Genomic DNA, 12,536 nt, shown 5'->3' on the forward strand with positions numbered 1-12,536 from the left:
CTAAGACTGATTACAGAACTTCAATTTTTTCAATGAATGAAGCTAATTTAGGGTCTTTTTTGGCTTCATCAATCATAGGTTTAACAGCGGCACGGAACGGGGCTTTATCAACATCAACAAACGTTACGCCTGCTTTCATTCCTTTCTCTTTGTTCATTTCATCTGTTGCGTCCCAGATTTTGATCTGCTCTTCAAGAGACTCAGCTGCAGCTTCTTTTAAGATTTTTTGCTCGTTAGCCGTTAAAGAACCCCATTTGTATTCAGAAATGATGATCACGTCAGGTGTCATCATGTGCTGGTCCATAGAGTAAAATTTGGCAACTTCACTGTGTTTCATTTCAACTAAGCTAGAAATATTATTCTCAGCACCATCAATTACACCTTGTTGCAGAGCCGTGTATACCTCATTGAAAGGTACAGGCGTTGCTTTACCACCAAGTAGGTTAACCATTTCCATCATGGTTGGAGAGCCAGGAACTCGAACTTTCATGCCAGCTAGATCAGCTGGTGAGTTGATGGCTTTCTTAGCGTAGAAGCTACGTGTGCCTGAATCATAGAATGTAAGGCCGATGAAGCCTTTACCTTCACTTGAAAGCAACATCTCTTGTGCAGCTTCACTTCGCATGAAGGTCCTCATATGTGGAACGTCACGGAATAAGAAAGGCAGTGCATTAACCTTAAATGTTGGTTCAAAAGATTCGGCTAACCCACCATTGATTTTGGCCATATCAATCGCGCCAGTAACAACTTGCTCCGCTTGGTCACGTTCAGAGCCTAATTGACCGTTTGGAAAGATCTTAATCGTAAGGTCACCATTCGATTTTTCTTTAACTTTATCAGCCATGATCACCATGCCTTGGTGAGCTGCGCTTTCTAATGACATTGCATGCCCTAACGTCAAAGTTTTTGCTTGGGCGCCAAATGCCATAAGAATTGAAGCCGCTGCAATCGTCAGTAGGTGTTTTTTCATGTTCTTCTCCAGAATCCATTTTGTAAGAGGTACAGTTTTTATATGCAACGCTATAGCTAAGTTTGAAATCTAACGTTCAATTGCATACCGCTCATAGCAGTAACGTTTCATTACAATATTCTTACCCTATGAATTTTGTATTACAATAATATGTGTACATTTTGTGAGCTAAGGTTTATCTATTGGCCTGAGAACCTAATTGATTGTGATACCAATCATATTTGGGACTAATTAGACCATTAATCAGCCCTACTTTGGATTTTTGGGGAATTTCGATTACTTTCAAATGCTTTAAGAACAATCTCTTAGCAAAAAATACCGATATATTTATGTTATTTTAAGACATTAAATTCAGTTATGGAGCACGACAAAGAAGGTCTCCTCGTTCGAAAACGCGAGTCGTGAACAGTGCTTTGTGAGGTGATGAAGGCAAGGTTTTCGGCTGGATTTAGACAACAAAAATAGATAAAGGCAATAGACAGAAACTTGAGAAGATGGATTATTTGTAACAAAAATCCGAGAGCCTTACAGCCCTCGGATTTTTGTTTTTGATGTTCTAATTTTTAGGCGTTAGACGAATTACAAATCAGCGCCATAGATATCAAACGTAAAGTACTTAGCAGCGATCTTGTCGTAAGTACCGTTGGCTCTGATCTCTTCAATCGCAGCATTGAATTGTTTCGCCAATTTTGAATCCTGCTTTCTTAGTGCTAACGCCGTACCCTCACCGATGTAGGCTTTGTCGGTAACTGCTTTACCTTTGAACTCAAAGCCCTCGCCTTCTTTCTTATCTAAGAAAGCCAATGACAATTGATCCGAGTTGCCGAAGGTTAGATCTAGACGGCCGTTTTGCAGATCCAGATACACTTCATCTTGACCTGTGTAACGCTTAATGTTGGCAACACTGCCAAACTTGTCGGTTACGTAGCGATCGTGAATCGTACCTTGCTGAACACCGATGGTTTTACCCGCTAAGCCTACCTCATCAACGCTGAATTCTGCGCTTTTAGCAGCAACAAATACGGCTGGTGTTTGGTAGTACTTATCAGTAAACAAGATCTTACGCTTACGCTCTTCGGTGATACGCATCGACGCCATAATCACATCCGACTTTCTTGCCAATAAGCTTGGAATTAGCGAGTCCCAGCTTTGTGAAACCCAAGTACAATCGAGTTTAGCTTGCTCACACAAAGCATCAGCTATCTCAATATCAAACCCTACAGGCACACCGTCGCTGTTTTTATAGTTGAATGGCGGATACGTAAAGTCCGACGCCAAACGGATTTCTTTCGCCTGTACCGTTGTACCAAGTAAAGCGGCCGCACAAGCGAGTCCTAGTATTATCTTTTTCATCATTGCCATCCTAGATATGATCTTTATCGAGTTGAGATTGAGTTTCTTTATGTTGAGCTTGGTGAATTTGTTTGCCTTGTTGACTCTGTTCTAATTCGGTTTGGTAACGTGTTAGTGACGTTATCACTTCTAGCATGCTCTCTTGGCTACCAATACTGATTCGAACACAGTTACGCAAAGCAGGTTCATGGTTTTGGTTCCTTGTCACAATGCCATCCTTCGCCAAGACACTGAACACTTGGTGCCCAGCTTTTTGACGCAGCAAAATGAAGTTTGTCGATGAAGGGTAAACAGACTCGATGAAATCAAACTGCGTTAACTCACAAGCAAACCAGTTACGCAGCTCAACCAGATTCTGCGTCGCGTCTTGCATCACTGAGACTCGCTCATCAGACAACGCGTCTAATACAATTTGAGATGAGCAATCTGGCATCGGATAAGGTGGAATCAGCTTCGCAACATACTGCATCACATTTTGACTCGCTAAGATAAAACCACAACGAACCGCAGCCAATCCAAATGCCTTAGACAAGGTTCTAATCACAACCAAATGTGGATAACGCTCGATAAGGCTAACGGCTGACGTTTGTGGTTCAAATTCGATATACGCTTCATCGACGACCACTAGCGACTTCCCAATCGTGCCTTCCAGTACCTGAATCAAATCCGATTTAGGAATCACATTACCCGTTGGGTTGTTTGGTGAGCAAAGAAACACGATATTCGCCAGTTCTGCCTTATTCACAATATCAGCAACATTAAGGCAGAAGTCTTCCTGCAATGGAGAGTCCAAGGTATTAATCGCCAATGCATCAGCGCAGAACTCATACATCGCATACGTGGGAGAACAGATAAGTATGTTGTCGCTTGCTGGTTTACAGAATGTTCTGATCAGCAAATCAATCGCTTCATCTGCACCACGAACAGCAACAGTCGCAGCATCAGTGCCACAGTAATCTTGGTAAGCCTTAGCAATATCTTGTGGTAAGAAGTCTGGGTATCGGTTGTGGCTTGCTTCTTCTTGAAACAGCGAGCTTTCCAATTCATTGGCGTTTAACCAGACGCGTCCATCACCACCAATTCTTCTTGCCGATTGATAAGGTATTAATTTTTTTACAGCCTGAGGCACTAAACTATCAATAAAAGATGTCAAGAAGCTATCCCTTTCACAAAATCACAATGTCTTCATCATTGCCTTCATATTCAAAAAATGTGATTTATACACATATTGAATCACAAATGATGATTAAGTATTTACATTCAAACAGAACACTATTGATAAATGAATCGAAATAATCACATAATAGCCATGATAAAAAGTCATAGGTAAAGATATGAATCGCACGCTTCCTTCAACCAAAACCTTGCTCGCGTTTTTGTCTACGGCAAGGCATCTCAACTTTACTCGCGCGGCACATGAGCTCAATGTTACGCAGGGTGCAGTGAGCCGTCAGGTATTGTCGTTTGAAGAAAGCCTTGGCTGTGATCTCTTCTATCGCCATGCTCGCGGGCTGTCTTTAACGCCGAAAGGAGAAGAACTGGTTCCCCTGATACAAGGAACTATTCATCAGCTGCAATCGGCTCTCAATCAAGTGGCAAGTTCTCCCTCTAAGATCAAACTCAACGCCCCCAGTTGTATTACCTCTTGGCTACTACCTAAGTTGATGTCTTTTCAGCAAGCCTATCCTGAAATTGATGTCGAACTCACGTCGACCATCAAGCACGTCTTCGAACCAAGCTTTGACCCGTTTGACGCCGTAATTACTTATGGTAAAAAGCCAAACCAGCAATCGATTATCAGCCAGTTATTGTTCAACGAGCAGCTAGCGCCCGTTTGCCAAGCACAAAGCATTACGCAGAGCCATCTTGTCAACGACGCGTCGACCATCATCAAGCCACACAAGCTTGCCCAATACACTTGGCTACACGCTAACAATGAGCAGAGTGATTGGCGACTTTGGTTAGAACACATAGGCAGCCACGACCTTTCAAGCAAGAACAACCAACAATTCGCGACACTCGATCAAGCGATGAACGCCGCCATTCAAGGGTTTGGTATTGCCATAGGCGACATCACGCTGGCCAAGCAAGATATTGATTTGGGTAGATTGGTGAAAGTGAGTGAAGGCAGTGTCTTCTCTGGAAATGGTTACTTCTTGCTGCAACCCAAGAATCGACAAAATACATCCTTATCTACGCTGGTTGATTGGCTCGTCGATTAGCGGCAATCACCGTTGAAAGACTCACACTATAAGCGGCAGTAGAGCGTCATAATGAGAATTTTACCGTTCTCAAAATGAAACTATTTGATGTCTGTTACGTATTGTTTGTCAGAGAATAGAACGAACCTTCCTTTAACTATTTGAAAAGAAGTTCAATTCTATCTAGTCGGGAATTTGTTCTGTTCCGTTGGAGAAAATGGCATTCGAATTGCTTTGTCATAGATAACCCAACCAATATACAGCAGGTTGCATCAGTTTCACTGCAGCTTGTCACGGAGGATAGGCTATGACCTTACAAAGACATACGTATTACGGCTTGATTCACCATGGAATTAAAACCCTATTAATGGACAGAATTGGCCACTTCACAGAGCGTGAATATCACGAGTATCTCGACTTAACGACCGGTAAATCGACGTGTTTTGCCATGAGCGAACAAGAACTCGAAAACACATTAGACAGCTTGAAAAGCGAAGGTTATCTTGAAGACATCAAGAAGCTGATACCTCGCTACCAAACCTCGTCAATGCGATAACCAGCTTAAACTCTTTAAACACGATGAGTGGTTAGATTGAATTAATTGGCACCCAATTGTCTCGGGCTATTTAGCATCGAGACAGTTTTCGTTAGACTGTCAGCAACTCAACTAACTGGATAGTCAGTGTCTCATGAAACAAATTCTTGATTTCATTCCTCTCATTATTTTCTTTGCGCTTTACAAGATGTACGACATCTATACCGCGACCGGTGCTTTGATCGTTGCCTCTGCAGTTCAAATTATTTTGACGTACTTCATCTACAAGAAAGTAGAAAAAATGCAGATCATCACCTTTCTAATGGTTGCCGTATTTGGTGGCATGACCATCTTCTTGCACGACGACAACTTCATTAAATGGAAAGTCACCATCGTTTACGCACTGTTTGCGATTGGTCTGACGGTCAGTCACATCATGGGCAAATCAGCGATTAAAGGTATGTTAGGCAAAGAGATCACACTGCCTGATGCGGTATGGGGCAAGATCAACTGGGCATGGACGCTGTTCTTTACTCTATGTGCCGTTCTCAACGTTTACGTTGCTTTCAGCCTACCGTTGGATGTTTGGGTGAACTTCAAAGTGTTTGGTCTGCTCATCGCCACCTTGCTCTTCACTTTACTTACGGGTGTATACATCTATAAGCATCTACCAAAAGACCAGCAGAAAGAGTTAACGGATAAAAATACCGACGAGAAGTAACCCTTAGGGATGAGTCCTCATACCCTATTTGATACAATTATTATCAATATGCGATTGGCCAATGATACTCGTGATCATTGGCCGCTGATTATTTGTGTTCGGTGAAGACGTTAAAAATTAGACCACCACGAGTCTCGTAAACACATCTATTTTTATATAAAACAATCAATACCATTAAGAGTACGACAATGACTATTCAATCAACTTTGAACCCGATTGGTTCTTTACTTCTTCGCACATTAGCGATGCCTTCTGATACAAATGCAGCGGGCCAGATTTTCGGTGGTTGGATAATGTCTCAGCTTGACCTTGCTGGCGGCATACTGGCAAAAGAGATCTCTAACGGCAAGATAGTCACGGTTTCAGTGTCGAGTATCGAGTTCAAACAGCCAGTTTCTGTGGGTGATGTTGTGTGCGTTTACGGTGACTGCACTAAGATTGGTCGTAGCTCGATGAATATCGACCTAGAAGTATGGGTTAAGCCTGTACTTGACCACGGTATCGGTGACCGCTACAAGGTGTGTGGCGCGACATTCAACTACGTTGCGGTTGATGAAAGTGGTAAGCCTCGCCCAATCAATAAATAACACCTTTTATTAAGCGTATGGCATCGATGGTCTTTAGTTTTTATAAATCAAATTACTAGGGCGTGTTGATCTTTCGAACTGATTTTTGCAGCGAGTTGCTGGGTATTTATACAAGGCAGAGGCGTCGATGTGTAGCTAGCCTACATGAGAAGCCGATAATGTAGTAGAAATGACCAGCAAACGCTGCCCGAAGGGTTCGAGCTGGGCGCCCCCGCAAAAAGCGTTTTACTCTTTGTTGAGGGAGATTTGCTTAGAATGACTAGGCGACTTCCCCCTCGCCGCGATTAAAACGCTTTTATCTCGAACAAAATTTAACCACGAAAGGTCAACACGCCCTAACGACCATACAACTCTCTCGCACCAATTCACAATTTCTTATCATTAGCTCTTCCAATACCAATTAGTTCGCGTAAATTAGCAAGATAGCGAATTTAAACGCCCTCAATTTAGTGAAGTAAAATAAGGATATCTCAATATGTGGTACGTGATTTTTTCTCAAGACGTCGAAAATTCATTAGAAAAACGCCTAAGTGTTCGCCCACAACATCTAGAACGCCTACAAACACTTCACGATGAAGGCCGACTGTTAACTGCGGGTCCAATGCCAGCTATTGACTCAGATAACCCTGGCGAAGCGGGCTTTACAGGTTCAACTGTGATTGCTGAATTTAACTCTTTGGAAGATGCACAAGCATGGGCAGACGCTGACCCGTACATTGATGCTGGCGTTTACCAAAATGTGATTGTAAAACCATTCAAGAAAGTATTTTAACGTGAAAAAATGGATTATTGGCTCACTGGCTTTAGCTCTGCTTGCAGGCTGTGCTTCAAGTGAGCAAGACGAACAAAGACAGCTAGAGATGATGGCGCAGCACCGAGCTGGCGTTTTATCTGCAGGCCTACCGATTGAGTATGGCCCACTGTCGGTCATGCGCGTGCTAGCAAAAAACACGGTTATCGAAATCATGATGATCTACAACCAAGATGCAAAAGGTGCTAAGCCTTTAAACCAAGTTGTAGACATGAGTGTGAATAGCTACTGCACCAACTCTGAAGTGAGAGCAAACCTCGATATGGGCTTGGCTTACAACATCAAGATTCGCAACACTCGCGGACAACTGATGGTTGAGAAGCTGATCAGCAAAGAGACGTGTCAGAGCAGCAGCTAGATTCGATCGAACAAGTATAAAACCAGAAGGCCTCGCACTTGCGAGGCCTTTTTTGTGGTTCATCGTGGGTTAGCGGGTCAATCAAAATCCTAGACTGAATTATGCCTCGGCTGATTCCCACTCTTTACGCAGTGCTTTAGTTGCCGAAACTAAGTTAGTCAGCGCCGCTTCCGTCTCTGCCCAATTACGCGTCTTCAGCCCGCAATCAGGGTTTGCCCACAAACGTTCTGCTGGAATTTTCTCTGCCGCTTTCTTTAGTAAATCAACAATCCACTCTTCCGAAGGGATGTTTGGTGAGTGAATGTCATAAACGCCAGGTCCAATCGCATTCGGGTAGTTGAACTCTTCAAACGCTTTCAGCAGTTCCATGTTCGAGCGAGAAGTCTCAATGGTAATCACATCGGCATCTAACGCGGCCACTGAATCAATGATCTCGTTGAACTCGCTGTAACACATGTGGGTATGGATCTGAGTTTCTGGTTTCGCACTCGCCGCTGAGACCTTAAAGGCATCGACCGCCCACTCTAGGTATTCTGCGTGGTCACGCTTTTTCAGTGGCAAACCTTCACGAATCGCTGGTTCATCGATTTGAATAATGTTGATGCCGGCGTCTTGCAAATCAGACACTTCATCACGTAGAGCAAACGCCAGTTGATTAGTGATCTCTTTACGTGATATGTCTTCACGTGGGAATGTCCAACATAAGATGGTGACTGGGCCTGTCAGCATCCCTTTCATCTGCTTCGAAGTCAGAGATTGGGCATAGGTTGACCATTCCACCGTCATTGGTTTTTCTCGTTCAATATCCGCGACCACAATCGCCGGCTTCACGCAGCGAGAACCGTAGCTTTGTACCCAACCAAACTTAGTGGTTTGAAAGCCTGCTAGGTTTTCTGCAAAGTACTCCACCATGTCGTTACGTTCAGCTTCGCCATGAACAAGCACATCCAAATCCAGCGCTTCTTGACGCTTAACGGCATCCGCAATATGGCCTTTCAATGCAGTGTTATATTCCGCTGCACTCAGTTTGCCAGTGCGGTAAGCGCTACGTTGAACACGGATCTCGCCTGTCTGTGGGAACGAACCAATGGTTGTGGTCGGCAATAGCGGTAAACCCAACACCTCAGACTGATGAGCGGCACGCTCTGCGTATGGAGCAGTGCGCTCTGCTAGTGCTTTGGTAATCGTGCTAAGACGAGCTTGTACCTGAGGCTTATTCACATGAGTCGCACTCTTGCGTGCAACAATCGGTTGGCTATACGTCTCACACGCTAAAATTGCATTTTGGTCACCATCTAACGCGGCACCCAATAAGCTCACCTCAGTGACTTTCTGTTTTGCAAAGGCAAACCAACTCTTCACTTCTTCGCTAAGCGTCTCTTCTAACTCAAGGTCGACTGGGCTATGCAGCAATGAACATGAACTTGCGACCCATAGTTTATCGCCTAGCTTTTCTTTCACTGGTTGCAGCAACTCAAGCTGCGCGGCTAAGTCAGCTCGCCAAACATTGCGTCCATTGATTGCACCCGCAGAAAGCACCCAATCTTCAGGTAGCTTATTCACCACTTCATCGAGTTGCTTCGGTGCAGCAGCCAAGTCGATGTGTAAGCCGTTGACGGGCAGTTCTACAATTTTGTCTAACGTATCAGTCACAGAATCAAAGTACGTGGTAAGGAGTAGCTTCACATCACCTTGAATCACCTGATAAGCCAATTTGAATGAATCTGCCCACTTAGTTTCAAGTTCCAGAGAAAGGATAGGTTCATCGATTTGAACCCACTCAACACCCAACTTGGCCAGTTTTGCCAGAATCGCTTGGTAAGCTGTAAGCAAACGTGGGAGCAAGGTTAAACGGTCAAATCCCTCTTCCACTTCTTTGCCGAGATATAAATAAGATAATGGGCCTAGAAGAACTGGCTTCACTTTATGCCCCGCTTTAATCGCTTCACTCACTTCGTCAAACAGTTGTGGCCAGCTCACTTCAAAGGTGTCGTCTTTACTGAACTCTGGAACAATGTAGTGGTAGTTAGTGTTGAACCACTTGGTCATATCTGATGCTGCAGTACCATCTTTGGCACTTTCTGAACCATGTTTCCCGCCACAACAAGTTGGCTGCTTTTGAGATTGTATTTGAGTTTGAGATTGTCCACGACCAACGCGGAACAAGGTATCTAAATCTGGGAAGGCTTTTTCGTCTTCGCTACCACCTGCGTGTCGCTTAGGTACATGGCCTAGCAGTAACGTCGTTGTTAGAACATGGTCGTACCATGCGAAGTCACCCGCAGTTGCAAAGCTTAGATTCGCGTCGGCTTGTACATTCCAGTTACGATTTCTCAATTCGCTGCCGAGCTGCTTGAGCTCAGATTGACCAATCTCGCCGCGCCAGTACTTCTCTAGTGTGAATTTAAGTTCGCGTTTTTCGCCAATACGTGGGTAGCCAAGAATATGCGTTGTTGTCGTCATGAGCCTGTTCCTTATTCGATAATTTTAATTTCCGCTCAGATTGCCTGTCATGGTTTTTGCTTTCACATAAAGGCGTCTGGATGGCTAAACTATCCACCTAATCTGAACGATGAACAACGTCCAAATATTCATCTTGTTTATTAAAAATATTCATCTTGAACAGACCGAAGATGAACAAACCAAATCCATCTGGACATCTAGACGTTTACAAGTGATGAAAAACCCCGTAGGGTGATTATTAAGAAATATTGAATTGGCTTAGGGAATATGAGGAATACTCATGATAGAGCTTAAACACCTTCGAACATTAACTACCTTAAGAGACAGCGGCTCACTGACAGCGACTGCAACCTCTCTTCACCTAACTCAGTCGGCACTTTCACACCAATTGAAAGACCTAGAGGCACGTATTGGTGGTCAGCTTTTCCTGCGTAAAACTAGGCCAGTGAAGTTCACCTCTGAGGGTGAGATCTTGCTTAAGCTCGCGGATGAGATACAACCAAGAATCGCTAAAGCAGAGAATGAGTTGGCGAGCCTGAAAGAGGATGTGAATGGTCGATTGCACATGGCGATTGAGTGTCACTCGTGCTTCCAATGGCTAATGCCCGCTTTGAAGGAATATCAAGTTGCTTGGCCAAGCGTGACCCTAGATTTCTCGTCAGGTTTTGGTTTTGAACCGCTACCGGCATTAATGGCTGGTGAATTGGACTTGGTGATCACCTCAGATATACAGCCGCGTTCTGAAGTTCATTACGAGCCGCTTTTCGATTTTGAGATGCGCCTTATCACCGCGATCAACTCGCCTTTGGCCGATAAAGCGAGCATTGATCCGCAAGATCTTAGCGAACTCACCATGCTCTCCTACCCAGTTCAAAAGCAGCGTTTAGACGTCGTGAAACACTTTTTGCAACCTGCAGGCGTAGAACCTAAGAAGTGGAAACAAGCAGACAACACCTTGATGTTGGTGCAAATGGTATCGGCGGGTTTAGGTGTGGCGGCATTGCCAAACTGGGCGATCAGTGAGTTCTCAAGACAAGGTTTGATAGCCAGCAAGCCGTTAGGTAAAGGGCTTTCAAGAAGACTGTTTGCCGCAGTAAGAAACTCAGAAAAAGACAAACGTTACCTGCAGGCTTTCTTTAGCACAGCAAGGCAGCAAAGTAAGAGCCATTTAGATGGCATTGAGGTCGTTTAAGAGGTTCATTATTGGGCTAGCTTAAGCCTGTGTTACATCGGAAAGGCAAACGCCAGAAACAAAAAAAGTCACAGATAATCTGTGACTTTTTAGTTTCAGTACCGATGATTTTCGATATCTGTTGATTCGCGAAAATAGACTATCTTGGATAAGACTTAAACTGGTTAGTCAATGGGTCGTATTGATAGCCAAGCATATCCAGCTTACCCACGACACTTTCTATATCCATTTCATACATACTGATCAGCTCTTCAAAGCTATCGCACTCTAGGCGAAGTTTTTCATTCACGATTCCCAGCAAGATAATGCTATCGAAACCTTTGACGTTGCTTAAATCCATCTCGTACTCCTTACGAACACACCGACTAGAAACAAGTTTAGAACGCTTACCAACGCCATGCTAAAAAACTGATCACACTTCTAACAAGAATACGTGATTAATGAGCGTACGTAATTAATGAAAGTACGCGATTAAAGTGCCCACACTGGCGTTAAACCCACAGCCGCCGCCAATAACATCAGTAACGAAATCGTCAGTTGCAGCTTTTCCGGGGTTTTAACGAACAGTAAATGCCAACACCACACCACGATAGCGGAGATTAGCAAAGCAAAGCTGAACAGTAGCGTTGAAATCACAGGCTCTAATTGAGCTTCAGAAAGAGAATAAACACTCACGACTGTCGCCAAAACCACTAACATACCCGTCAGTACACCAACAACGGGCAGAACTCGGTGAAATGCCTGTAAGCGTGTTCTTGCAATCGTCAGCAATAAATGACCAAACGCTGAACCTAATAAAGCCACCAGCAACAAAGTAGTGATAATGCCAACAGTAGTTGCTTGTTCCGTCGCTTGAATAGCAACGTAAGACAATGCCAAACCACAAGCTAAGTACATCACCCAAATAGGGCCAGAATCCCGTGTTTTCTTGGTTTGAACTTGAGAATAGAAATAAAAGATCGCGAACACGACCAGAAAGGCTTCAATTTTTACTGAGGCAACGGCAAGCCACAGCACGCCAATCGCAGGTAACATCTTGTGGATACGACCACGTTGCCCCGGACAAATATCCCCTTTCACCAAGATAAGGGTTAAGATCAGTTGGGCTCCTAAAAGCATCGGAGCAAATTGTACTAATAACGTTTCGACCATTGTGGTTCTACTTCTTCAAACTTATTTTCGCGAATAATATCAAAAACTGCTGCGAACACTAATCAAAATCACAAATTAGCGACGTTATTCAAGGCTTCAACTATGCTGTTGTATGGCTCTTTTGTCGCCATTTACCGTAAAAAGACGAAAGACACCAGAACTAACAGGGGCATGTTCTACTGGCTAGTCTAGG

General features: G+C 43.9%; 13 protein-coding genes. 7 read left to right on the forward strand and 6 right to left on the reverse strand.

Annotation, left to right across the window (positions count from 1 at the left end; all coding sequences use genetic code 11):
* Positions 1–10: 10 nt before the first annotated feature.
* From AB4484_RS14040 to hisC, 3 genes are all read right to left on the reverse strand, one after another.
* Positions 11–970, reverse strand: a complete 960-nt coding sequence (locus tag AB4484_RS14040; protein ID WP_050649110.1) for a TRAP transporter substrate-binding protein — start codon at positions 968–970, stop codon at positions 11–13.
* 579 nt (positions 971–1,549) lie between these two features.
* Entirely contained in the window at positions 1,550–2,323 is a 774-nt protein-coding gene (locus AB4484_RS14045) for an ABC transporter substrate-binding protein (protein WP_372078761.1), read from the reverse strand.
* A 10-nt stretch (positions 2,324–2,333) separates the two neighbouring features.
* Complete coding sequence (hisC, locus tag AB4484_RS14050; protein ID WP_372078763.1) at positions 2,334–3,476, reverse strand: histidinol-phosphate transaminase; 1,143 nt, start codon at positions 3,474–3,476, stop codon at positions 2,334–2,336.
* Between the two features lie 181 nt (positions 3,477–3,657).
* On the opposite strand from hisC, the gene AB4484_RS14055 reads away from it, so the two are divergent.
* The 6 genes from AB4484_RS14055 to AB4484_RS14080 all read left to right on the forward strand — a co-directional run bounded on the left by AB4484_RS14055 (position 3,658) and on the right by AB4484_RS14080 (position 7,536).
* Positions 3,658–4,545 carry a LysR substrate-binding domain-containing protein gene (locus AB4484_RS14055; protein WP_050649112.1) on the forward strand — a complete coding sequence of 296 codons (888 nt, stop codon included), beginning with the start codon at positions 3,658–3,660 and terminating at the stop codon, positions 4,543–4,545.
* 286 nt (positions 4,546–4,831) lie between these two features.
* Positions 4,832–5,080, forward strand: a complete 249-nt coding sequence (locus AB4484_RS14060) for a hypothetical protein (protein WP_017069991.1) — start codon at positions 4,832–4,834, stop codon at positions 5,078–5,080.
* 133 nt (positions 5,081–5,213) lie between these two features.
* Complete coding sequence (locus AB4484_RS14065; protein WP_048607254.1) at positions 5,214–5,780, forward strand: septation protein A; 567 nt, start codon at positions 5,214–5,216, stop codon at positions 5,778–5,780.
* A 188-nt stretch (positions 5,781–5,968) separates the two neighbouring features.
* A complete protein-coding gene (gene yciA, locus AB4484_RS14070; protein WP_017061510.1) occupies positions 5,969–6,367 on the forward strand; it encodes an acyl-CoA thioester hydrolase YciA in 399 nt (132 codons plus the stop codon).
* A gap of 475 nt (positions 6,368–6,842) precedes the next feature.
* Positions 6,843–7,139, forward strand: coding sequence for a YciI family protein (locus tag AB4484_RS14075; RefSeq protein WP_004741234.1), 297 nt, complete (start codon positions 6,843–6,845; stop codon positions 7,137–7,139).
* 1 nt (position 7,140) lies between these two features.
* Positions 7,141–7,536: a GspS/AspS pilotin family protein gene (locus AB4484_RS14080; RefSeq protein WP_017062026.1), complete on the forward strand. Its 396-nt coding sequence runs from the start codon at positions 7,141–7,143 to the stop codon at positions 7,534–7,536.
* A 99-nt stretch (positions 7,537–7,635) separates the two neighbouring features.
* Here AB4484_RS14080 and metE read toward each other — a convergent pair whose 3' ends face one another.
* The gene (metE, locus tag AB4484_RS14085; protein ID WP_372078766.1) at positions 7,636–9,999 is read right to left on the reverse strand and encodes a 5-methyltetrahydropteroyltriglutamate--homocysteine S-methyltransferase; all 2,364 of its coding nucleotides are present in this window, start codon (positions 9,997–9,999) and stop codon (positions 7,636–7,638) included.
* Positions 10,000–10,279: 280 nt separating this feature from the next.
* On the opposite strand from metE, the gene AB4484_RS14090 reads away from it, so the two are divergent.
* The gene (locus AB4484_RS14090) at positions 10,280–11,191 is read left to right on the forward strand and encodes a LysR substrate-binding domain-containing protein (RefSeq protein ID WP_372078768.1); all 912 of its coding nucleotides are present in this window, start codon (positions 10,280–10,282) and stop codon (positions 11,189–11,191) included.
* A gap of 139 nt (positions 11,192–11,330) precedes the next feature.
* Here the strand turns inward: AB4484_RS14090 and AB4484_RS14095 are convergent, their stop codons facing one another.
* The gene (locus AB4484_RS14095) at positions 11,331–11,531 is read right to left on the reverse strand and encodes a DUF4250 domain-containing protein (protein WP_004736508.1); all 201 of its coding nucleotides are present in this window, start codon (positions 11,529–11,531) and stop codon (positions 11,331–11,333) included.
* A gap of 131 nt (positions 11,532–11,662) precedes the next feature.
* On the reverse strand, positions 11,663–12,343 hold the full coding sequence (locus tag AB4484_RS14100; protein WP_059020662.1) for a hypothetical protein: 681 nt from the start codon (positions 12,341–12,343) through the stop codon (positions 11,663–11,665).
* Positions 12,344–12,536 lie beyond the last annotated feature (193 nt).

Source organism: Vibrio sp. 10N.261.46.A3 (genome assembly GCF_041472995.1).
Lineage (GTDB): Bacteria > Pseudomonadota > Gammaproteobacteria > Enterobacterales > Vibrionaceae > Vibrio > Vibrio coralliirubri.